Raw genomic sequence first — 21,092 nt, forward strand, 5'->3', positions numbered from 1 at the left:
CCCTTCCAACTCTCCGGCCAATACTCCCGGCAGGGCTGCGCCGATAACGGGCAGCCCTCCGGCTCCACGATACTCAATATGCTCCGCTAAAGTACCCCGCGCGCCGACCATCCGGTGACGTGCGGCCCTGTATGCCCGAAAGGTTTGCTCCCATGCCCATACTCGACGCCCCCACCACCGCCCAGCTCAAGGCCTATCTCGCCAATCTGCGCCGTCCGGTCGAGCTGGTCGCAACCCTTGGCGACACGCCCAAGTCCGCAGAAATGCGCGCGCTTGTCGAAGAAGTCGCCGTGCTTTCGGACAAAGTCTCCGCCCGCTTCGATGGCACCGATGAACGCGCCCCCAGCTTCGCAATCCGCGCCGATGAAGGCCACGCCCAGGCCGTGTTCGCAGGCTTGCCGATGGGGCACGAATTCACCTCGCTCGTCCTTGCGCTGCTCCACGTCGGCGGCCATCCGCCCAAGGAAGACGCTGACCTGCTCGATCAGGTGCGGGGCCTCGAAGGCCCGCTGCACTTCGAAACCTTCTTCTCGCTGACCTGCCAGAACTGTCCTGATGTCGTGCAGGCGCTCAACATCATGGCCGCGCTCAACCCCAATATCACGCACGTCGCCATCGATGGCGCGCTGTATAAAGAAGAGGTCGAGCGCCGCCAGATCATGGCCGTGCCCAATGTGTTCCTCAACGGCCAGCCGTTCGGCTCGGGCCGCATGGACCTCGCGCAGATCGTCGCCAAACTCGATACCAACGCCACCTCGCGCGCTGCCGAAAAGATCGCAGCGAAGGACCCGTTCGAAGTGCTGATCATCGGCGGCGGCCCCGCTGGCGCTGCTGCTGCCATCTATGCCGCGCGCAAGGGCATCCGCACTGGTGTTGTGGCCGAACGCTTCGGCGGGCAAGTGCTCGATACGATGGGTATCGAAAACTTCATATCGGTCCAGCACACCGAAGGGCCAAAGCTCGTCGCCCAGTTGGAGCAGCACGTCAAGGAATACGAAGTTGACGTGATGAACCTGCAAAAGGCCACCGAACTCGTGCCTGCCGGTGCCGATGGGCTTCACGAAATCCGCCTCGAAAACGGCGCAAGCCTCAAGGCAAAAACACTAATCCTCTCTACTGGCGCCCGCTGGAGGCAGATGAACGCGCCGGGTGAAGACGAGTACCGCAACAAGGGCGTCGCCTATTGCCCGCACTGCGATGGCCCATTGTTCAAGGGCAAGCGCACCGCAGTGATCGGCGGCGGCAATTCTGGCGTCGAGGCTGCCATCGACCTTGCCGGGATCGTCGCGCACGTCACGCTGATCGAATTTGACAGCCAGTTGCGCGCCGATGCGGTTTTGCAGAAAAAGCTGCGCTCGCTGCCCAACGTCACCATCGTCACCTCGGCGCTCACCACGCAAGTGCTCGGCGATGGCGCGAAAGTCACTGGCCTGATCTACAAGGACCGCGAAACCGAAGAACTCCACACCGTCGAGCTCGAAGGCATCTTCGTGCAGATCGGCCTCGTCCCCAATACCGAATGGTTGAAGGGCGTGATCGAACTGTCTCCGCGTGGCGAGATCGAAGTCGATGCGCGCGGTGCCACCAGCCTGCCCGGCGTGTTTGCCGCAGGCGATGCCACAACTGTTCCCTACAAGCAGATCATCATCGCGATGGGGGATGGTTCAAAGGCCGGTCTGTCCGCTTTCGACCACCTGATCCGCAACTGACCCGTCCTGCCAGAACCAAAGACGGCGGCGTGGCACACAACTGCCACGCCGCCTTCGCCATAAGGTGGGGGAAATCGCACCCGTCCGGCCTTGCCGATTCTGCCCCGTTCCGCCACAGACGCCCTCGTGAGCGCAACCATAGTCATCGGTGCCGACCGGTCCGGCGCCCCTGTCAGGATCGACGTCGAAGAGCTATTGGCCACCCGCCTGCTGGTGCAGGGTAACAGCGGGTCGGGCAAGTCGCACTTGTTGCGCCGCCTGCTCGAACAAAGCGCCAGCATCGTCCAGCAGGTGGTGATCGATCCAGAGGGCGATTTCGTAACGCTAGCCGATGCCTTCGGTCATGTCGTGATCGATGGCTCGGCTTATGATGCCGCTGAAATCGCCAAGCTGGCCGCGCGCATCCGCAAACACCGTGCCTCGGTGATCCTCACCCTTGATGGCCTCGAACTCGAAGCGCAGATGCGCTGCGCTGCCGTCTTCCTGAATACCCTGTTCGATGCTCCGCGCGATGAATGGTATCCCGCGCTCGTCGTCGTCGATGAAGCGCAGATGTTCGCGCCCGCCGCTGCTGGCGATGTGTCCGACGAAGTGCGCCGCCTCAGCCTGTCGGCCATGACCAATCTCATGTGCCGTGGCCGCAAACGCGGTCTTGCCGGCGTCATTGCCACGCAGCGTCTCGCCAAGCTGGCCAAGAACGTCGCGGCAGAAGCCTCAAACTTCCTGATGGGCCGCACCTTCCTTGATATCGATATGGCGCGCGCCGCCGATCTTCTGGGGATGGAGCGAAAGCAGGCCGAACAGATCCGCGATCTCGAACGCGGCCATTTCCTCGGCCTCGGCCCCGCCATTGCCCGCCGCCCGATCGGCGTGCGCATTGCAGAAGTCGAAACCAGCGCGCGCAACGTGATTCATGGGTTGATGCCACTGCCCAACGCAGGCGGGGCAGCCATGGAATCGCTCTTGCTGTCAGAACCGCTGGCGATGGAGCCCATGCCCCGCGCGCCCGAACCCGAAGTTGTGCCGGTGGAAAGCGAGGAATTGCTAGGCCAGATTGCCGGGTTCGTCCCCGCAGGTGAGAACGTCGAACCGCCCGTGGAACCCAGCCTGTTCGCTGCCGAAGAAACCGCCGCCGACATCGCTGCGGTGCTGGCCGAAATGGCACTGGAACCGGACTGCACTTTCCAGCCCGCCGCCCAACTTTATCAAGACTTTACCGTGCGCTGCCGCATGTTGCGAATCCTGCCGGGAATGGACCTCAACGCCTTCCGCCGCCGCTTTGCGATGGCGGTTGCTGGCATTGCCGATGATGCGCAGCCGCAATGGGCTGATCTGCTCCACATTGCCCGCGAAGTGCCTGATGATCTGCTCGCCCCGTTCCTCGTGCTCGCTCGCGCAGCAGTTGAAGGAGCGCCGTGCCCTGATGATGAAACGCTCGCCACAATATATGGCACGCGCTCGTCAGGCCGTATCCGTCGCCTGCTCGAACATCTCGAAAAAAGCAATCTGATCGTCGTGCGCACCGATTATGGCGGTAGGCGCTCGGTCGGTATTCCGGCGTTGGGCCTCACCACCGCGCCGGTTGAGGCATAGGAGCACGGTTCCTCGGGCGCACGCGCTGCCTGTTAACAAACGCTTTGCAGAAAATCGATAGCATTACTAATGAACCATAAGACGCCCGTGCCAAAAAACACAGCGTCTTTGCCCTGAACCGGGGCCTTGATTGACTCGCGGTAAGAGGACCTTGCGTGGCTACGGCAGAGATTACCCGTCAATCGGTTGTTCCTGGATTAGACCTTGATGGCCTTGATTCCGTGCTCGGAATTCATGTCGGCACGGTCAATACGTTGTTCGTCACGCGTCTCGAAAGGTTCCTTGATCCTTTGCATGTCACGCCAAAACAGGTGGCGATCCTGTGGTTGGTGAATGCAAATCCGGGCGTCAAACAGACGGATTTATCCAAGTTTTTCCAGATCGAACGGCCAACCGTACACCAGTTTGTGCGCCAGTTGATCAAGAACGGGTTTCTGCTGAACGAACCGTCAAAACTGGACCGACGGGCAGGGGGGCTGTGGATTACGGACGAAGGCGGCGAAGTTCTAGCCAAGGCACGCAGCGCCATCTTCGCCCTTGAAGATTTTCTCACCTCCAGCCTCACCGCACGCGAAAAATCCGAACTTTTCCGGATATTGATGAAGCTCTATCTGCTTACCCCGATCAAAGATTGAAATATTCAGCGCTGCGAAAGCCGCGCCCATTTAAAAAGCTGATCATGTTCGAAGGATATACCGCTATGAAGCGCCTCGCTTTGCTCCCTGCGCTTGCTCTTGCCTGCGCCTCCAGCGCAATGGCCGAGCCTGCGGGAGACCCGGTGCGCGGCAAAACAGTCTTTGCGCGCTGTACGGCCTGCCATGATCTCAATACCGGCACCACGCGGCTTGGTCCTTCGCTCAAAGGTATCGTCGGGCGCACGTCGGGCACGATGCCCGGTTTCAATTATTCGGCAGCGATGAAGGATAAAGCCGTTGTGTGGTCGCCCAGCACGCTCGATGCCTATCTGGCCGCGCCTGCGAAAACCATTCCCGGTAATCGCATGGCGTTCCCGCCATTGGCCAATGTGCAAGACCGAGCAGACCTGATTGCGTTTCTTGGACAGTCGGCACGATAGAAAGCTCGCGTTTTGCCTCGTTCCGAATTCGATGTGTTAATTCTACCGGCCCTGTTGACTTTTCTGCGCGAGTATCCATTTTTTAACCATGCTATCGCAAAAGACGCGTTATACAATCCGGGCTTTGCAACATTTGGCCGGCACATGGGGCCAAGGATCAGTGCGGCTTGATGCGATTGCCGAAGCGCAAAACATTCCGCGCAAATTCCTGACCGTCATCCTGTCCGAAATGGCGCGTGAAGGCATCGTTGTTTCCCATCGCGGGCGTGACGGCGGTTATGAATTGGCCTTGCCTCCGGTCGATATCCGCTATGGCGATATCATTCGTCTCACACGCGGCAGTCTCGCGCTGGTGCCGTGCGCCAGCCGCAACGCGCATGAAACCTGCAACAATTGTCTGCCCGAAGCGGAATGCAAATTGCGGGGACTGATGCTGCTTTTGCGCGATGAAACCGCTGCTATCCTTGATCGCATTTCGCTTGCTGATCCCATTGAGATTGAAGCACCGTTTGCCATCGCCTGAACCATTAAATCACGAAAGCTGTGTCGCACTTGTGAACTTCACTTGGCGTTCAGGAACCGGCTGGCTATAGGGTCGGCATGACGTCTTCTGCTCAATCGCAATCCGGCCCCCGCCGCCCGCTGCGCTTCGCCATTCTTGCCGCTGCCACGGTCGCTATGGGACTGACCGCCGGCTGTGCAGGAGGCAAAGGCAAAAAGGACGTCGCTTACGTCGCGCGCGATGTTGATACACTTTATGTCGCCGCCAAAGACCGGCTTGATCGCGGCGATTCCAAGCAGGCCGCCGCCCTGTTTGACGAGGTTGAGCGTCAGCACCCATATTCGCCTTGGGCACGCCGCGCCCAGTTGATGAGCGCGTTCAGCTATTACGTCTCGCGTGATTATTCGAAGTCCGTGCAGTCGGCACAGCGCTTCCTGTCTATCCACCCAGGAAACAAAGACGCGCCTTATGCCTATTACCTGATTGCCTTGTGCTATTACGAGCAGATCAGCGACGTAACCCGCGACCAGAAGATCACGCAGCAAGCGTTGACCGCGATGAACGAACTGGTCCGTCGTTACCCAAACACCGATTACGCCGCCGATGCGCGCCTCAAGATCGATCTGATCAACGATCACCTTGCGGGCAAGGAAATGGAAATCGGACGCATGTATCAGCGCAGTGGCAAATGGCTTGCGGGCACGCTGCGCTTCAGCACTGTGGCCGAAAAATACCAGACCACCAGCCATGCACCCGAAGCGCTCTACCGCCTCGTCGAAAGCTATTTGTCGCTGGGCCTGCCAACAGAAGCGCAAAAAGCCGCTGCCGTGCTCGGCGCAAACTATCCCGGCAGCAAGTGGTACGAGCGCTCGTTCGATCTCATTAACAAGTACGCGCCGGGCACAACGGCCAGCTAAAAAACCCTGTTTACCCCTCCCTTAAGGGAGGGGCGAGGGAAGGGGTTACGCGATTTGTCTTGGCCGGAACAATCAGGCCACCTGCAACTGCCGTACAGGTTGAGCCACTTCGCTCACCGCTGCGATGAACTGGTCCGTCGCACGGTCCCAGTTATACGAAGCGCCATGAACTGCCGCGCCCAGCTTGTCGCACCGCAGAGCCTTCTGGATGGCCACGCCCAAATCTTCATCCAGCGCGCCGATCTTCATCGGCAAATCACCACCCGGACCGTAACCACCAGCGCCGATGATATCGAGCGGACCCGGTACGGGAAATCCGGCAACCGGCACGCCGCAAGCCAGCGCCTCAATCATCACCAGCCCGAAGGTATCAGTGCGGCTTGGAAAAACGAACACATCGGCTGAACAATAGGCCTGCGCCAGCGCCTCACCATGTAGCGCGCCCAAAAAGCGCACATCGGGATAGCGCGCCTTTAACCGCAACAAATCCGGCCCATCGCCCACCACAACTTTCGTGCCTGCAACGTCGGCATCCAGAAACGCCGTTAGGTTTTTCTCGATAGCCACGCGACCCACGCTCAGCAGCACCGGCCCGGCAGCGCCGGCCAATTCTAGCAAAGGGGCATGGCCGGGACGGAACAATTCGCGGTCAATCCCGCGCGTCCAGATACGTGTCTGGCCAATCCCTTGTGCCGCAAGTTCCCCCGCCAGCGTCGGCGTGGATACCAGAACCGCGCGGCTAGCATTGTGGAACCGGCGCATGACCGGCCAGAACATATCCGCGCTCAAACCCGTGCGCGCCGCCGCATAATCGGGAAAGCGCGTGTGGAAAGCGCTGGTAAACGGCACGCCGTTAGCCTTGCACCAGCTCCGCGCGCTCCAGCCAATCGGCCCTTCGGTTGATATGTGCACCACATCGGGCGCAAAATCGGCCAACGTGCGGCGGGTGCCAAAACGCGGGGCCATTGCCAGCCGGATTTCGCTATAGCCGGGCAGGGGCATCGTGCGGAATTGCCCTGGCGTCACCAGCTCCACCTCATGCCCGCGCGTGATCAGGCGCTCGACCGTGGCGGCCAGCGTGCGGACCACGCCGTTGACTTGCGGATGCCAGGCGTCCGTGCAGATCGCGATCCTCATGCGAATTCTTCCTCAAGCGCAGGAATAGGTGCAAGCACGGACTTTATAGCCGCCGCACGCCGCGTCTCCTCGGCCCAGTCGATGATCGACATCGCGCCGTCATGCTCTTCCACCAGCGCCGTGCAGCTTTCGACCCAGTCGCCGTCGTTGTAATAGGTCACATCGCCGATCTGGCGGATTTCGGCGCAATGGATGTGCCCGCACACCACCCCGTCCACGCCCATATCGCGTGCCGCGTGCGCCACAGCTTCTTCAAAATCACACACGAACTGGACCGCGTTCTTCACCCGCTTTTTCAGATAGGCCGATAGCGACCAGTACGGCATCTTGAACTGCCGCCGCACCGCATTGAACCACCCGTTCGCGCGCAGCAGCAGCGAATAGGCCTTGTCGCCTGCAAACGCGAGCCAGCGGGCATAAAGCACCACGCCGTCAAACCCGTCGCCATGCGTCACCAGCAAACGCCGCCCGTCTGCCGTCTCGTGGATGGCGTCCAGCGCCAATTCCACGCCGCCAAACTCCATCCCTGCATAAGGGCGCAGCATCTCGTCATGGTTGCCCGCAATCAGCACCACACGCGTGCCCCGGTGCGCCATCTTCAGAATGCGGCGGACCACCTCGTTGTGTGCGTCGGGCCAATACCAGCCCTTGCTCAAACGCCAGCCGTCCACAATGTCGCCCACCAGATAGAGCGTTTCGCATTCAATCGAGGCAAGGAAATCGAGCAGCAGCGTGGCATTGCAGCCCCGCGTGCCCAGATGGATGTCCGAAATCCACACCGTGCGCAGCTTGCGCTTGGGCCGGAACCCGCGCGGCTCAGGCATATCCAGCCACGCTGGAATCGAACCAAACAGATCTGCCGGGGACTTGAACGGGACGGAACCGCCCGATTTCGCGCGAGAAGCCATGAAGCGCACCTTTCATCAGTTCGTCACGCTTTGGCGGATTCGCGTTGCGGCTGTATGGCAGGGTGTCACGCAGGTGAAACAAGACAAGAACGTAACATGACATCGGCAGGTGACGAACCGCCAACAAGGCGCTAGAGAATCAACCGCAATGCTCACCAGCCTCTCGATCCGCAATGTCGTCCTCATCGAAGCGCTGGACTTGTCGTTCAGCGGTGGCCTCGGTGTGCTCACCGGAGAAACCGGCGCGGGCAAGTCGATCCTGCTCGATGCGCTTGGCCTCGTGCTGGGGGATCGCGCCGATAACGGCCTTGTGCGCGGCGGCGAAGATCAGGCCAGCGTTACCGCCACGTTTGAATTCAGCAAACTCCCCGATCCCATCCGCACCTCGCTGTCCGATGCCGAAGTCGATCTGGAACCGGGCGAACCGCTGATCGTCAAACGCCGGTTGAAGGCCGATGGCGGCTCCAAGGCCTTCATCAACGATCAACCCGTCGGCGTCGCGCTGCTGCGCGATATCGCCCGCAATCTGGTCGAACTCCACGGCCAGCATGATGATCGCGGCCTCGTCAACGCACGCGGCCACCGCGCCTTGCTCGATCGCTATGCCGGTGGCGATGTTGCCGCTGTCGAACAGGCGTGGGGCAAATGGCGCAAGGCCGAAGACGCGCTTGCCCAGGCCCGCGCCGCGATTAACAAAGCCGCCGAAGAACAAGACCTGCTGCTTGCCCACCTCACCGAACTCGCGGCCCTTGCCCCCGAAGCCGGTGAGGAAGACGAACTCGCCGGCCAGCGCGCCGATATGCAAAAGGGTGAACGCCTTTCGGGCGACCTGATCGAACTCCAACGCCTGTGGGAAGGCTCGGATTCCGCGCTTGCCGGTTTGCGCAGCGCTGCCCGCCGCCTAGATCGCATCGCCAGCGAACACCCGATGCTCGCCGAAGCACTCGAATCGCTGGATCGCGCCGTGATCGAAGCAGGTGAGGCGGAGGATAAGCTCTCCCGCGCCGCCGAACTGCTCGCATTTGATCCGTCCTTGCTGGATCGCATCGAAACCCGCCTGTTCGAACTGCGCGCCGCCGCCCGCAAGCACAATTGCACAGCCGATCAACTGCCTGCCAAGATGATCGAACTGCGCGAAGCGCTCGATGCCATCGAAGGCGGCGAAGCGCAGATCGGCACGCTTGAACGCACCGCCCGCGAATCCGCGCTCGATTATCAGGCCAAAGCCGAAGCGCTCTCGGTCATCCGCGCCGAAGCCGCGCGCCGCCTCGATAGGGCCGTCGCGGCAGAACTTGCGCCGCTCAAGCTTGATTCCGCCAAATTCCACACCGCCGTCATCCGCCTGCCCGATGATCGCTGGGGCGCAGGCGGCATGGACGCAGTCGAATTCCTTATCTCGACAAACCCCGGTGCCGATTTCGCCCCGCTTGGCAAAATCGCATCGGGCGGCGAACTCTCGCGCTTCATCCTCGCGCTCAAAGTCGCACTGGCGGAAGAGGGCGGGGCCGCCACGATCATCTTTGACGAGATTGATCGCGGGGTCGGCGGCGCAGTCGCCAGCGCCATCGGCGAACGCCTTGCACGCCTCGCCTCTGCCGGCCAGCTCCTCGCTGTCACTCACAGCCCGCAAGTCGCCGCGCGCGGTGATCGTCACTACATGATCGCAAAATCCTCCCAAGGCACCGTCACCCGCACCTCGGTCGGCCTCCTCGATGCCGCCGCCCGCAAGGAAGAAATCGCGCGCATGCTCTCGGGCGCCGAAGTCACCGCCGAAGCTCGCGCTCAGGCAGATCGCCTGCTCGAACAGGCATGATTGGCAACCACCACCCCCCAACCCCCTCCTCTGAAGAGGAGGGGGAGCACAACAAAAAAGCCCCCTCCTCTTCAGAGGAGGGGGTTGGGGGTGGTGTTTCTTCTTCCCAAACCACTCGCCGCACCATGCTCCAGCGCGCCGCCAGAATGCGCCGCGAACCCACCGAGCCCGAACGCCGCCTATGGATGGTGCTGCGCGATAGCCGTCTGGGCGGCCACAAGTTTCGCAGGCAAGCGACCATCGAAGGCCGCATTGCCGATTGCTTCTGTCCCGCCAAAGGTCTGATTGTTGAAATCGATGGCGAAACCCATGATCGCGAACAGGACGAAATCAATGATCACCAATTGGCTCGGCGTACCGGTTTCCATACCGTGCGCTTCACCAATCACGATGTCATGACCAATTTGGAGGGCGTGCAGGTCGCGCTTTCGCTGGCGCTTGAGGCCCAAGCGGATCGTTGGGCGGGCAGCCGTCGCGGCACCACCCCCCAACCCCTTCCTCTAAAAAGGAGGGGGAGTTGAACTCCGCGCCTGAAGTTACCGAAGCCGAAGCCGCCAATGAATTGATGCGGCTTGCAAAGCAGATTGCGCGGGCCAACCGGCTTTATCACGCTGAAGACGCGCCCGAAATTTCCGATGCCGAATACGACGCGCTTGTCCGCCGCAATGCCGAACTCGAAGCCGCATTCCCGCACCTGATCCGCGCCGATAGCCCCAGCGCGCTTGTCGGCCACGAAGTCGCCGCCTCACCCTTGGGCAAAGTCGCGCATGAAGTGCGGATGATGAGCCTCGACAACGCCTTCACCGATGAGGAAGTCGGTGAATTCGTCGCCCGCGTCCGCCGCTTCCTTGCGCTTGGCGATGATGCCGAAGTCGCGATGACGGCAGAGGACAAGATCGACGGTCTGTCATGCTCGCTGCGCTATGAAAACGGCAAACTTGTCCGCGCCGCCACGCGCGGTGACGGGCAGGTGGGTGAAGACGTCACCGCCAATGTTGCGCACATCGCCGATATTCCGCAGGAATTGCGCTGGGGCCAGCACCACCCCCCAACCCCCTCCTCTGAAGAGGAGGGGGAGCAATTCGCGCTGTTCAAAGCCCCCTCCTCTTTAGAGGAGGGGGTTGGGGGTGGTGGCCCGACCGAACAACCTCCTGAAGTTCTCGAAATCCGCGGCGAGGTCTACATGGCCAAGTCCGATTTCCTCGCGCTTAACGCCGCGCAGGAAGCCAAGGGCGACAAGCTCTTCGCCAACCCGCGCAACGCCGCTGCCGGATCGCTGCGCCAGAAGGACGCCAGTGTAACCGCCGCGCGGCCCTTGCGCTTCCTCGCGCATGGTTGGGGTGCAGCCAGCGATGTGCCTGCCGCCAGCCAATACGAGATGATGCAGAAGATCGCGCGCTGGGGCGTTCCCGTCTCGCCGCTGCTGGTCCGCTGCACTTCCACGGCAGACCTGCTCGCCCACTATCGCAGCATCGGCCAGCAGCGCCCGAACCTGCCCTACGATATCGATGGCGTCGTCTATAAGGTTGACCGGCTCGATTGGCAGGAACGCTTGGGCTTCGTCGCCAAGGCACCGCGCTGGGGCATGGCGCACAAGTTTCCTGCCGAACGCGCCGAAACCACGCTTGAAGCTATCGACATCCAGGTGGGCCGCACCGGCAAACTCACACCCGTGGGCCGCTTGAAGCCGGTCCTCGTCGGCGGGGTGACCGTTACAAACGTCACGCTCCACAACCGCGATGAAATCGGTCGTCTGGGTCTGCGCGTCGGCGATCGGATCGTCCTGCAACGCGCAGGCGACGTCATCCCGCAAGTCGTCGAAAACCTCACCCGCGAAGAGCCTCGCGATCCCTACCACTTCCCCGACCATTGCCCCGAATGCGCATCCGAAGCCGTCGCCGAAGAAGGCGAAGTCGATGTCCGCTGCACCGCAGGCCTGATTTGCCCAGCCCAGCGCGTCGAACGCCTCAAACACTTCGTCGGCCGCCCTGCGCTCGATATCGAAGGGCTGGGGGAGAAGACCATCGTCGAATTCTACCAGCTTGGCTGGCTGAACAGCCCTGCCGACATCTTCCGGCTGCGAAAACGCCGATCCGACATCGTCGGGCGCGAAGGCTGGAAGGATAAGTCTGTGGACAACCTGTTGGCAGCCATCGAAGCCAAGCGCTCGCCCGATGCCGCCCGCCTCCTGTTCGGCCTCGGCATCCGCCACATCGGCGCGGTCACCGCGCGCGATCTGCTGAAGCGTTTCGTCACGCTCCCCGCGCTGCGCGCCGTGGCAGAAGCCACCCATTCCTCCCCCGACGGGGGAGGGGGACCAGCGCAGCTGGTGGAGGGGCACCCTCCAGCGGATGGCCTCCCTCCCCGGAGCGGGGAGGAAGCCATCGCCGAACTGCTGTCCATCGATGGCGTCGGACCAGTCGTGGTCGAAGCGCTCGCCGATTTCTTCCATGAACCGCACAATGTCGCAGTCTGGGAAGATCTCCTTTCGGAAGTCTCTCCGCCCGATTACATCGTCGAAACCAAGGCCAGCGCGGTGGCCGGAAAGATCGTGGTCTTCACCGGCAAACTCGAAACGATGAGCCGCGATGAAGCCAAGGCACAAGCCGAAGCCCTTGGCGCGCGCGCTGCCGGTTCGGTCTCGGCCAAAACCGGGCTCGTCGTCGCAGGTCCCGGCGCGGGCACCAAGCTCAAACAAGCCGCCGCACTTGGCATCGAAGTCATCGATGAGGCCGCTTGGGCCGAAATCGTCAAGAACGCAGGCTGACCCGTCATGGCATTTCACACCTGGTGGTTGTTCGTCGTCACCGTGTTCTTCATCTCGGGTTCGCCCGGGCCCAACATGCTCCATGTGATGACGCGCAGCGTCGAACTGGGTCTCGCACGGTCAACTTTGGCGATGGCGGGCTGCTTTATCGCGGTGGTCATGCTGCTTTCGGCCTCGGCCTTGGGCCTTGCCGCCTTGCTCGCGGCCTTGCCCGGTGCGTTTACAGTGCTGCGGGTGCTGGGCGCGGGCTATTTGCTTTGGCTGGGCTACAAATCGTGGACAGCCAAAGATGCTGCGGTTGATCTGGTTGACGGGCAGGGCGTCCCAGCGATTTCGAACGGGCGGATATTCCGCACCGCCTTCACCGTCGGCATATCCAACCCAAAAGCGCTGCTGTTTGCCGCTGCCTTTTTGCCCCAATTCATTGATTCATCGAAGCCGGAACTGCCGCAATTGGTTGTGATGATCCTGACGTTCGGCGTGATCGAAATCTCGTGGTTCTTCGTCTATGCACTTGGCGGCAGGTCGATCGCAAGCGCCCTCACGCGGCCCGCGCTCCGTACCTTGTTCAACCGCATCACCGGCGGCGTCTTTGTCGCCTTCGGTTTGGCGATGCTCGGCTCGCGGACATAAAAACAAAGCCGCATCAGGCGGTTGGGAGATTACCATGCTCGAAGACCTCGCCGCCATCGCCGCCGAAGCCGGAGCCATGCTCAAGGCGCGCGGCCAGAAAATCGCCGTGGTTGATGGCGCAACAGGCGGGCTGATCTCGGCCAGCCTGCTCGCGATGACCGGCGCTTCGGCTTATTTCCTCGGTGGCAGCGTGATCTATTCGATGAAGGGCCGCCGCATCGCCCTTGATCACGCGCCCGGATCACTGCGTGCGTTCACTTCGGCCACCGAAGCCTATGCCACCGAACAGGCACGGCTGATCCGCGCAAGGCTTGGCGCGGATTGGGGCATTGCCGAAACCGGCGCGGCGGGCGGCGGCAGCGCTCATCCGCTCGGCGTTGCCTCGGGCACCAGTGCTTTCGCGGTCGTCGGTCCTGACGGCATCGTTGCGTCGCGCCGGATCGAAACCGGCAGCAATGATCGCCTCGCCAATATGCAGGCCTTCACCGCAGGCGCGCTCACCTTGTTACGCGATACATTGGCCGATCACGGCTAAAACCGTTTTCCTACAGCCCATGCGATATGCTTGGGTGATGGGATGGAAATCAACCGCCTTTTCAGAACCTTGCCCCGCGCGATGCAGGCTTCTTGGGGGGCTGACAGTTTTCTCTCAGGACAGTGTAAACTGTGTAAACCTGTTCAGGTTGACCTTGGTCAACCTGAACAAAGCATCAGCGAATCGCCCGCCGCCGCAGCCACAAGATCGACCAGTCCCCACGCACCATCCGCGCGGCCAAACGGAACCCCGCCCGGCGATAGGCGGCCCGCACCGTCGCCTCCTGCGTTTCCAGCAAACCCGCCAGCAACACGCTGCCGCCCGGCACCACCGCGCCTGCAAAATCGGGAGCGAGTTCCACCAGCGGCCCGGCCAGAATATTGGCGATCAGCAAGTCATAGGGGCCAGCGGCTTCCAGCAGGGGATGGTCCATCCCCTCGGCGATCACCATCGCCAATTGCCCGCCGCCATCGCCCAGCGTCACGCCATTGTTGTCGGCATTTTCTGCCACCACCGGACCGCACACCGCATCAATATCGCTCGCCACTGCCCGCGATCTTGGCCACAAATGCAGCCCTGCAAACGCCAGCAGTCCCGTGCCCGTACCGATATCCGCCAGATTGCGCACCACCACGCCGCTGGCCTTCATGTGGCTCAACATCGCGAGGCATCCGGCGGTCGTCGCGTGCTGTCCGGTGCCAAACGCCTGACTGGCCGGGATCACGAAGTCGCGAACGCCCGCCTCATCCAGCGCCGGATAGTCAGGCGTATGAACATAGAACACACCCTCGCGGATCGGCTCAACGCCCTGCTGGCTCAGCGTCACCCAATCCTCGTCGGGCAATTGTTCCACCAACAGCGTCGGCACCATGCCCGCAAACAGGGCACCAATCGCCGCACGGTCGGCCTTGTTTGGCTTGCGGTCCAGCCAAGCTTCGAGCTGCCAATCGTCGGGCTTGTCCTCGGCAATCTCGCTGCCCGCGATCACGATGTCGTGGTCCCAATCCCACGCATCCTCATGCGCCACCAAAGCAGCCTGCACCACATCACGCGGGCCAAAAGCGGTTACTTTCCAGCTCATGGCAGCAGCGCCGCATCAAGCCGCGCGCGAGCAGATTTCACGATCACCCGGCAATCTTCCTTTTTAAACAGCGGTTCAATGCCCGCCATCCGCTGCGCCACCGCGCTGACGGCAGGGTGCGGGGTCAACACGATGCCGCAGTCCATCTTGTCGATCATGCCAAAGGTTGCGTTGAACATCGCCACCCGCTCGGGATGGTCTCTGAAGCGGTACGAGCCCAGTTGCAGCGCCGAGATACTATCAAGATACGTGAACTTCTGGCAGTCCGCGCCCGTGCAGCTTTGCCACGTCCAGCTTGTCGAACCCTCAGTATGCCCGGGCGTTGCCAGCATAGTCAGGCGCAGCGGTCCGGCATGCAGGGTCTGCCCGGCCTTCATCAAGCGGTCGGGTGTGACCGGATCGAAGCCGTGGATCTCCTGTACTTGCGGATCGGCGGGGCTAACCGTGCCGCTGCGAAAAATTGCCTCCGCCGCGTCACGCACCACAACTTCTGCACCGGTCGCCTCCTTCAGGAACGCCAGACCGCCCACGTGATCAAAGTGTTCGTGACTCGAAATGATCCAGCGCACGTCCTTGGGATCGAACCCTGCGGCCTTGATGTTCGCAAGGATTTGCGGCGCGGCTTCGCGGGTGGCGGAATCAATCAGCACATGGCCCTTGGGTGATGTCAGCAGCAGCACGGTGACGTTGCATGTGCCTACATACCAGACATTGCCAAAGACGCGGACCGGCGGGGCGGGATCGTCAAACGTCTCCTTGCCCTTGCACTGCTCGATAAAGCGCTGGCCCGCTGCCGGGTCGGCTGCTCGGGGGGCTGCAAGGACCGGAGTGGCGAAGATAAGTGCAAAGAATTGGGCGATGCTGCAAAACAGCAGTGGACGAATGGTCATGAGCGTTGTTTAGGGGGCAGCGCAAGCGTGCGCAACGGTGTGTCCTTATTTACATCTCTCTCGCGCTTGCACGGTCGATCATTTCGACTAATACGAATCGCATCCCGATCGCGGCTCATTCCGCTATCTATGTTGACTTCAAGGGGGTTTGTTCATGGCGCAGGCGCGCAAAGCACGGCCAATTTCGCCGCATCTCCAAATTTGGCGCTGGGGTCCGGCCATGCTGGTATCCATCCTGCACCGCGTAACCGGCAATGGTCTGGCCTTTGCAGGGCTTGGCCTGTTGCTGTGGTGGATCGGTGCGCTGGCGAGTGGGCCGGAAAGCTACCAGTCCTTCCTCGATTACACGTGGACCGGCGCAGGCGGCAGGCTTCAGGCTTTCACCGCAATCCTCGGGAAAGTTGTCCTGATCGGGCTGACATGGGCTTTCTTCCAGCACGCCGCTTCGGGTATCCGTCATCTCATCCTCGATATCGGAGCAGGGTACGAGCTGGAAACAAACGCGCGCTGGTCCGTCATCACGATTGTCTTTTCGGCAATTGCCACCATCGCTTTGTGGGCCTTCCTGCTGCTGCGCTAAGCGCCGGCGGGATTTGGCATTTTGAAAGAGGCATCACCTAATGGGTAACGGCACCTCAATTGGTCGCGTCCGGGGCCTTGGCTCCAGCCACCAAGGCACGCACCACTGGCTAACCTCACGCCTGACGGCTGTGGGCAATCTCGTTCTGATCACTTTCCTGATCGTCAGCCTCGCTTTGCTGCCAGACTATGCTTACGCCACTGTGCGGGGCTGGGTTGCGCGGCCACTGCCATCGATCGCGCTGATCCTGATCATGATCAACACCTTCACCCACGCACGTATGGGCGTTCAGGTCATGTTGGAGGATTATATCCACGGCGAAGGCGGCAAGATCGCTGCCTGGCTTCTGGTCAACATCGTACCGTTCGCTGGCGCCGCTTTCGGCGTGTTCTCGGTTCTTCGTATCGCCTTGGGAGGCGCATAAGTCATGGCTTCCAGTTCCACCCAGCCTTCCTACAAGATCATTGACCACACTTACGACACCGTCGTCGTCGGTGCGGGCGGATCAGGCCTGCGTGCCACGATGGGCTCGGCCCAGGCCGGCTTGCGCACCGCTTGCATCACCAAGGTTTTCCCAACGCGGTCGCACACCGTTGCCGCGCAAGGCGGCATTGCCGCTTCGCTCGGAAACAACAGCCCGGACCACTGGACCTGGCACATGTACGACACCGTCAAGGGGTCTGACTGGTTGGGCGACCAAGACGCGATTGAATACATGGTGCGCGAAGCACCTGCTGCGGTTTACGAACTTGAGCATGCAGGCGTTCCCTTCAGCCGCAACGCCGAAGGGACGATCTACCAGCGTCCGTTCGGCGGCCACATGCAGAACATGGGCGAAGGTCCGCCGGTACAGCGCACTTGCGCTGCGGCTGACCGTACCGGCCACGCCATGCTTCACGCACTCTACCAGCAGAGCCTGAAGTACGACGCGGATTTCTTCATCGAATACTTTGCCATCGATCTGATCATGGAAAACGGCGTGTGCCGTGGCGTGATTGCGCTCTGCATGGACGATGGTTCGATCCACCGCTTCCGTGGCCATGCTGTGGTGCTGGCTACAGGCGGTTATGGCCGTTCGTACTTTACTGCAACTTCGGCCCATACTTGCACCGGCGACGGTGGCGGCATGGTGCTGCGCGCCGGTTTGCCGCTGCAAGACATGGAATTCGTCCAATTCCACCCCACCGGCATCTACGGTGCAGGCGTTCTGATTACCGAAGGCGCGCGCGGCGAGGGTGGTTATCTGACCAACTCCGAAGGCGAACGCTTCATGGAGCGCTATGCCCCATCGGCAAAAGACCTTGCATCGCGTGACGTGGTGTCGCGTTCGATGGCTCTGGAAATCCGCGAAGGTCGCGGCGTTGGTCCGCACAAGGACCACATCTTCCTGCACCTCGATCATATCGACCAGAACGTGTTGGCCGAGCGTCTGCCGGGCATCACAGAGAGCGGCAAAATCTTTGCCGGTGTCGATCTGACCCGCCAGCCTTTGCCGGTGGTGCCGACCGTGCACTACAACATGGGCGGCATTCCGTGTAACTATCACGGCGAAGTCGTGACCATCGGTGCAGACGGCAACCCCGAAACGATCATTTCGGGCCTCTTCGCCGTTGGTGAAGCTGCTTGCGTTTCGGTCCACGGTGCGAACCGTCTGGGTTCGAACTCGCTGATCGATCTGGTCGTGTTTGGCCGCGCTACCGGCCTGCGTCTCAAGGAACTGATCAAGCCGGGCACAGCCCACGCCTCGCTTCCCAAGGACAGCGCTGATCTGGCGCTCGGTCGTCTCGATCACTTCCGCCATGCCAAGGGCGGCTCGCCCACCGCAGAAGTGCGCACCGAAATGCAGCGCACGATGTCGATGCATGCTGCAGTGTTCCGCACCGATGAGCTAATGGCAGAAGGCAAGATCAAGCTTGCTGATACTTATAAGCGCATGGAAGACATCAATGTTTCGGACAGCTCGCTGATCTGGAACACCGATCTGGTCGAAACGCTCGAACTCGACAACTTGATCAGCCAAGCTGCTGTGACGATGCATTCGGCCTATAACCGCAAGGAAAGTCGTGGTGCCCATGCGCACGAAGATTTCCCTGATCGCAACGATGCCGAATGGATGAAGCACACCGCAGCCTGGTTTGATGGCTGGGGCGGCAAGGGTGGAGAAATCAAGATCGATTACCGCCCGGTCCACGAATATACGCTGACCGACGACGTCGAGTACATCAAGCCCAAGAAGCGCGTGTACTGATTGCTCTAATCTGGTCCGGCAGGGCCAGGCTATCGCCGAACTTTCAAATTGCTTGCGCCGGGATCATGAATCCCGGCGCAATGCGTCTGTGGCGGCGTGATGCTTTGGCGAGGCGGTTCAGTTAATTGGCTGAACGACGGGCCGAGATTCGAACTTTACTGTTTTGCTCTTGGCTTTCTTTGCTGCTTTGGACCTGCGGTCTTTTAAAGTCTTGGCTGTTGGCTTGTCATCATCCGGCTTCTCAGCCTTGCCTTCTGATGCCACTGCATCACGCTGTGCCCATAGACTTTTTGCATCTGCGGGGCTGGCACTGCGCGCTGGATACTTGCATCCGCGTTGCTGCCCGATGCCTTTCAGAAACGCACGACGGGCAGAGCCTGCGTATATGGCTTCATCCCATTTGCGTTCATGCCCGCTTGCCCCGCTGAGTTCGCGGATGAGGCCGCCAAACGGAATGAGCGAGCGAATGACGGATTGGGCAGCGTTTCCAACGCTGACTTTTGCACCGCCATCATCGCGGGCGATATCGATATCGTCGCCCAAGACCGCATCAAGCTGCACGATCTCGCTTGTGATTGCGGGGCAACGTGTCATTCCCGCCAGGCTATAAGGCTTTTCACGAGACGTCACGAGGATTGCAGGTATTTCATCTTTTTTCAGGTTCAAGTCGCTGAGCGGTGTGGCGGCGACATCGCCTACAGACACTTGATCTTGCGTGATTGCTGTCTGCGCAGATGCAGGGACTGCAAAGACGCATGAGCAAGTAAGAAGTGTGAACCGAAGAGCTTTGGTGAATTTCATAAATGCCTCTTTACGTCGTAGAAGCTTTCTGAAGCCCTTCGGTTCCACAATAACGGCGATGACCTATTTGAATGTATCGCATTGATCTTCGTTGCCGGTTTCAATACCTGTTTTCAGCCATTGCATGCGTTGGGCCGCGCTGCCGTGGGTAAAGGCATCTTCAACCGGACGGCGACCGGCAGCTTTCATCAGGGTGTCATCACCAATCTGGTGTGCTGCACGCATACCTTCTTCGATATCGCCCGCTTCAATACGATCACGATTGCGACCTGCCCAAACGCCTGCATAGCAATCAGCCTGCAATTCCAGCGCGACGGAGAGGCGGTTCGCCTCGCTCGGGCTGCGCTGCTGCAATTGCCGCACCTGGGTGGAGGTGCCGAGCACGTTCTGGATATGGTGGCCATATTCGTGCGCCATCACATAGACTCGCGCAAAATCGCCGCCTGCGCCCATGCGCTGGTCCATTTCGGTAAAGAAGTCGGTGTCGATATAGATGCCGTTGTCGGCCGGGCAATAGAATGGCCCCATTGCACTTTGCGCCGCACCGCAGCCAGAATTGCCTGCTTGCGAATAGAACGTCAGCTTTGGCGGCTGGAAGGCGATGTTGGCTTGAGCGAACAAAGGTGTCCACGTTTTGTTGAGCGATGACAGCGCATTACAGCTTTCGCGGCTGAATTCGTTGACCGAGCAGCTTTCTTCCAGGGTAGAGCCGCCTTGCTGTGGCGCTGGTGCGTTGACCTGCGTCTGCTGCAATGTGCCCAGCATTTGCGCCGGGTCTACTCCGAAAACGAGAGCGGCAATCAGCGCTATGACGATCGAGCCGCACCCTAGTTTGCCGCCGCCACCCATCGGAAAGCGTCCACCACCACCGCGTTGGTCTTCAACGTTAATGGAGTTATCAAAATCGTCGAGCCGCATGCAATGCCCCTTCATTTACGTTTGCGACTGGACAAGCGCGGCTTAGCCCGCGATGCCAGAGATGTCTTGTTACGCAGAATAACTGGAGTACGCGAATGTTCCTGAACGGCAAATGTGCGCTCGTTACCGGCTCTACTTCAGGGATTGGCTTGGCCTATGCGCGAGCCTTGGCGGCAGAAGGCGCACATGTGGTGCTGAACGGCTTTGGTGATGCTGCGGAAATCGCAGAATTGTGTGAAGAATTGGCCACGACGAGCGGCGGTCGCGCGATCTATGCTCCGGCTGACCTGACGCGGCGCGAAGGCACCGAGGCGATGATGGCAGCAGCGCTGGCAGAGTTCGGCGCAATCGATATCCTGATCAACAATGCCGGAATGCAGCACGTTGCACCGGTTGAGGAGTTTCCGGTTGAGAAATGGGACGCGATTATCGCCTTGAACCTGACATCGGCGTTTGACGCTTGTCGCTTGGCGATTCCGGGCATGAAGGCCAAAGGTTGGGGGCGGATCATTTTTACCGCTTCGGCACATTCGCTCACTGCCTCTCCGTTCAAAGCGGCCTATGTATCGGCCAAGCACGGGGTTGCCGGGTTGGCCAAGACGCTTGCTTTGGAGCTGGCGACGCATGGCGTCACGGCCAATTGCATAAGTCCCGGCTATGTCTGGACGCCGCTGGTCGAGAACCAGATCCCCGATACCATGAAGGCGCGGGGGATGACGCGCGAGCAAGTGATCAACGATGTAATGCTCGTGCGCCAACCCACCAAGGAGTTTGTGCAGCCCGAAGACTTGGCCGCCTTGGCGTTGTTCCTGTGCCGTCATGAGGCACGGAATGTTACGGGGGCAAATTATAACATGGATGGCGGATGGGTGGCGGAATAAGGGTCCATCAGCCAATGATGTAAAGTTCTGTTCATGCCTGAAGGTCCATTGGGAACTTGCAAGGCAGTGAAGGTTTTGAGAACAAGGCATACAGTGAAACGTGT

Annotated in this window: 21 protein-coding genes; 15 read left to right on the forward strand and 6 right to left on the reverse strand. The window is 60.6% G+C overall.

The window, feature by feature from the left end:
• The first annotated feature begins 158 nt into the window (after window positions 1–158).
• The 6 genes from ahpF (at window position 159) to IP81_RS11835 (ending at window position 5,796) form a co-directional block, all read left to right on the forward strand.
• Window positions 159–1,709 (forward strand): alkyl hydroperoxide reductase subunit F, encoded by a 1,551-nt coding sequence (gene ahpF, locus IP81_RS11810; RefSeq protein ID WP_054108521.1) that lies wholly within the window; start codon window positions 159–161, stop codon window positions 1,707–1,709.
• Between the two features lie 126 nt (window positions 1,710–1,835).
• Window positions 1,836–3,302, forward strand: coding sequence for an ATP-binding protein (locus tag IP81_RS11815; protein WP_054108206.1), 1,467 nt, complete (start codon window positions 1,836–1,838; stop codon window positions 3,300–3,302).
• 155 nt (window positions 3,303–3,457) lie between these two features.
• Window positions 3,458–3,937 carry a MarR family winged helix-turn-helix transcriptional regulator gene (locus IP81_RS11820; protein ID WP_054108207.1) on the forward strand — a complete coding sequence of 160 codons (480 nt, stop codon included), beginning with the start codon at window positions 3,458–3,460 and terminating at the stop codon, window positions 3,935–3,937.
• A 65-nt stretch (window positions 3,938–4,002) separates the two neighbouring features.
• Entirely contained in the window at window positions 4,003–4,377 is a 375-nt protein-coding gene (locus tag IP81_RS11825) for a cytochrome c family protein (protein WP_054108522.1), read from the forward strand.
• Between the two features lie 88 nt (window positions 4,378–4,465).
• The gene (locus tag IP81_RS11830; protein ID WP_054108208.1) at window positions 4,466–4,900 is read left to right on the forward strand and encodes an Rrf2 family transcriptional regulator; all 435 of its coding nucleotides are present in this window, start codon (window positions 4,466–4,468) and stop codon (window positions 4,898–4,900) included.
• 77 nt (window positions 4,901–4,977) lie between these two features.
• Window positions 4,978–5,796: an outer membrane protein assembly factor BamD gene (locus tag IP81_RS11835; protein ID WP_054108209.1), complete on the forward strand. Its 819-nt coding sequence runs from the start codon at window positions 4,978–4,980 to the stop codon at window positions 5,794–5,796.
• A 72-nt stretch (window positions 5,797–5,868) separates the two neighbouring features.
• On the opposite strand, the gene IP81_RS11840 is transcribed toward IP81_RS11835, so the two are convergent.
• Both IP81_RS11840 and IP81_RS11845 read right to left on the reverse strand, forming a co-directional pair.
• The gene (locus tag IP81_RS11840) at window positions 5,869–6,933 is read right to left on the reverse strand and encodes a glycosyltransferase family 1 protein (protein ID WP_054108210.1); all 1,065 of its coding nucleotides are present in this window, start codon (window positions 6,931–6,933) and stop codon (window positions 5,869–5,871) included.
• Window positions 6,930–7,841: a UDP-2,3-diacylglucosamine diphosphatase gene (locus tag IP81_RS11845; RefSeq protein WP_054108211.1), complete on the reverse strand. Its 912-nt coding sequence runs from the start codon at window positions 7,839–7,841 to the stop codon at window positions 6,930–6,932. Before IP81_RS11845 ends, IP81_RS11840 begins: the two co-directional genes overlap by 4 nt.
• Before the next feature lie 148 nt (window positions 7,842–7,989).
• Here IP81_RS11845 and recN point away from each other — a divergent pair, with 148 nt between their 5' ends.
• Genes recN through IP81_RS11870 form a run of 5 tightly spaced genes read left to right on the forward strand, consistent with a single transcriptional unit; the run spans window position 7,990 to window position 13,589 of the window.
• Window positions 7,990–9,654 carry a DNA repair protein RecN gene (gene recN / locus IP81_RS11850; protein WP_054108212.1) on the forward strand — a complete coding sequence of 555 codons (1,665 nt, stop codon included), beginning with the start codon at window positions 7,990–7,992 and terminating at the stop codon, window positions 9,652–9,654.
• Window positions 9,651–10,175, forward strand: coding sequence for an endonuclease domain-containing protein (locus IP81_RS11855; RefSeq protein WP_231626528.1), 525 nt, complete (start codon window positions 9,651–9,653; stop codon window positions 10,173–10,175). The genes recN and IP81_RS11855 overlap by 4 nt, the downstream gene beginning before the upstream one ends.
• Window positions 10,176–10,219: 44 nt before the next feature.
• The gene (ligA, locus tag IP81_RS11860) at window positions 10,220–12,421 is read left to right on the forward strand and encodes an NAD-dependent DNA ligase LigA (RefSeq protein WP_054108523.1); all 2,202 of its coding nucleotides are present in this window, start codon (window positions 10,220–10,222) and stop codon (window positions 12,419–12,421) included.
• Between the two features lie 6 nt (window positions 12,422–12,427).
• The gene (locus tag IP81_RS11865) at window positions 12,428–13,054 is read left to right on the forward strand and encodes a LysE family translocator (protein WP_054108214.1); all 627 of its coding nucleotides are present in this window, start codon (window positions 12,428–12,430) and stop codon (window positions 13,052–13,054) included.
• 34 nt (window positions 13,055–13,088) lie between these two features.
• Window positions 13,089–13,589 carry a CinA family protein gene (locus tag IP81_RS11870; protein ID WP_054108215.1) on the forward strand — a complete coding sequence of 167 codons (501 nt, stop codon included), beginning with the start codon at window positions 13,089–13,091 and terminating at the stop codon, window positions 13,587–13,589.
• A 175-nt stretch (window positions 13,590–13,764) separates the two neighbouring features.
• On the opposite strand, the gene IP81_RS11875 is transcribed toward IP81_RS11870, so the two are convergent.
• Both IP81_RS11875 and bla read right to left on the reverse strand, forming a co-directional pair.
• A complete protein-coding gene (locus IP81_RS11875) occupies window positions 13,765–14,670 on the reverse strand; it encodes a 50S ribosomal protein L11 methyltransferase (RefSeq protein WP_054108216.1) in 906 nt (301 codons plus the stop codon).
• On the reverse strand, window positions 14,667–15,560 hold the full coding sequence (gene bla / locus IP81_RS11880) for a subclass B3 metallo-beta-lactamase (RefSeq protein WP_054108217.1): 894 nt from the start codon (window positions 15,558–15,560) through the stop codon (window positions 14,667–14,669). Before bla ends, IP81_RS11875 begins: the two co-directional genes overlap by 4 nt.
• A gap of 154 nt (window positions 15,561–15,714) precedes the next feature.
• Between bla and sdhC the strand changes: the two genes are divergently transcribed.
• Genes sdhC through sdhA form a run of 3 tightly spaced genes read left to right on the forward strand, consistent with a single transcriptional unit; the run spans window position 15,715 to window position 18,388 of the window.
• Complete coding sequence (gene sdhC, locus IP81_RS11885; protein WP_054108218.1) at window positions 15,715–16,140, forward strand: succinate dehydrogenase, cytochrome b556 subunit; 426 nt, start codon at window positions 15,715–15,717, stop codon at window positions 16,138–16,140.
• A gap of 40 nt (window positions 16,141–16,180) precedes the next feature.
• A complete protein-coding gene (sdhD, locus tag IP81_RS11890) occupies window positions 16,181–16,564 on the forward strand; it encodes a succinate dehydrogenase, hydrophobic membrane anchor protein (RefSeq protein WP_054108219.1) in 384 nt (127 codons plus the stop codon).
• 3 nt (window positions 16,565–16,567) lie between these two features.
• Window positions 16,568–18,388, forward strand: a complete 1,821-nt coding sequence (gene sdhA / locus IP81_RS11895) for a succinate dehydrogenase flavoprotein subunit (protein ID WP_054108220.1) — start codon at window positions 16,568–16,570, stop codon at window positions 18,386–18,388.
• A 117-nt stretch (window positions 18,389–18,505) separates the two neighbouring features.
• Here sdhA and IP81_RS11900 read toward each other — a convergent pair whose 3' ends face one another.
• Together IP81_RS11900 and IP81_RS11905 are read right to left on the reverse strand one after the other, a co-directional pair.
• Window positions 18,506–19,189, reverse strand: coding sequence for a hypothetical protein (locus IP81_RS11900; RefSeq protein ID WP_054108221.1), 684 nt, complete (start codon window positions 19,187–19,189; stop codon window positions 18,506–18,508).
• 63 nt (window positions 19,190–19,252) lie between these two features.
• Window positions 19,253–20,107 carry a neutral zinc metallopeptidase gene (locus IP81_RS11905; protein WP_054108222.1) on the reverse strand — a complete coding sequence of 285 codons (855 nt, stop codon included), beginning with the start codon at window positions 20,105–20,107 and terminating at the stop codon, window positions 19,253–19,255.
• A gap of 95 nt (window positions 20,108–20,202) precedes the next feature.
• On the opposite strand from IP81_RS11905, the gene IP81_RS11910 reads away from it, so the two are divergent.
• Window positions 20,203–20,988 (forward strand): 3-hydroxybutyrate dehydrogenase, encoded by a 786-nt coding sequence (locus tag IP81_RS11910; protein WP_054108223.1) that lies wholly within the window; start codon window positions 20,203–20,205, stop codon window positions 20,986–20,988.
• The last annotated feature ends 104 nt before the right edge of the window (window positions 20,989–21,092 follow it).

Origin of the sequence: Novosphingobium sp. AAP83, assembly GCF_001295795.1 — a bacterium.
Classification (GTDB): domain Bacteria; phylum Pseudomonadota; class Alphaproteobacteria; order Sphingomonadales; family Sphingomonadaceae; genus Novosphingobium.

Excerpts from the sequence above, each read along its gene's own strand:
- IP81_RS11825 (WP_054108522.1), top strand. The coding sequence starts at position 4,003 with ATGAAGCGCCTCGCTTTGCTCCCTGCGCTTGCTCTTGCCTGCGCCTCC.
- IP81_RS11830 (WP_054108208.1), top strand. The coding sequence starts at position 4,466 with ATGCTATCGCAAAAGACGCGTTATACAATCCGGGCTTTGCAACATTTG.
- IP81_RS11835 (WP_054108209.1), top strand. The coding sequence starts at position 4,978 with ATGACGTCTTCTGCTCAATCGCAATCCGGCCCCCGCCGCCCGCTGCGC.
- IP81_RS11840 (WP_054108210.1), bottom strand. The coding sequence starts at position 6,933 with ATGAGGATCGCGATCTGCACGGACGCCTGGCATCCGCAAGTCAACGGC.
- IP81_RS11845 (WP_054108211.1), bottom strand. The coding sequence starts at position 7,841 with ATGGCTTCTCGCGCGAAATCGGGCGGTTCCGTCCCGTTCAAGTCCCCG.
- recN (WP_054108212.1), top strand. The coding sequence starts at position 7,990 with ATGCTCACCAGCCTCTCGATCCGCAATGTCGTCCTCATCGAAGCGCTG.
- IP81_RS11855 (WP_231626528.1), top strand. The coding sequence starts at position 9,651 with ATGATTGGCAACCACCACCCCCCAACCCCCTCCTCTGAAGAGGAGGGG.
- ligA (WP_054108523.1), top strand. The coding sequence starts at position 10,220 with ATGCGGCTTGCAAAGCAGATTGCGCGGGCCAACCGGCTTTATCACGCT.
- IP81_RS11865 (WP_054108214.1), top strand. The coding sequence starts at position 12,428 with ATGGCATTTCACACCTGGTGGTTGTTCGTCGTCACCGTGTTCTTCATC.
- IP81_RS11870 (WP_054108215.1), top strand. The coding sequence starts at position 13,089 with ATGCTCGAAGACCTCGCCGCCATCGCCGCCGAAGCCGGAGCCATGCTC.
- IP81_RS11875 (WP_054108216.1), bottom strand. The coding sequence starts at position 14,670 with ATGAGCTGGAAAGTAACCGCTTTTGGCCCGCGTGATGTGGTGCAGGCT.
- bla (WP_054108217.1), bottom strand. The coding sequence starts at position 15,560 with ATGACCATTCGTCCACTGCTGTTTTGCAGCATCGCCCAATTCTTTGCA.
- sdhC (WP_054108218.1), top strand. The coding sequence starts at position 15,715 with ATGGCGCAGGCGCGCAAAGCACGGCCAATTTCGCCGCATCTCCAAATT.
- sdhD (WP_054108219.1), top strand. The coding sequence starts at position 16,181 with ATGGGTAACGGCACCTCAATTGGTCGCGTCCGGGGCCTTGGCTCCAGC.
- sdhA (WP_054108220.1), top strand. The coding sequence starts at position 16,568 with ATGGCTTCCAGTTCCACCCAGCCTTCCTACAAGATCATTGACCACACT.
- IP81_RS11900 (WP_054108221.1), bottom strand. The coding sequence starts at position 19,189 with ATGAAATTCACCAAAGCTCTTCGGTTCACACTTCTTACTTGCTCATGC.
- IP81_RS11905 (WP_054108222.1), bottom strand. The coding sequence starts at position 20,107 with ATGCGGCTCGACGATTTTGATAACTCCATTAACGTTGAAGACCAACGC.
- IP81_RS11910 (WP_054108223.1), top strand. The coding sequence starts at position 20,203 with ATGTTCCTGAACGGCAAATGTGCGCTCGTTACCGGCTCTACTTCAGGG.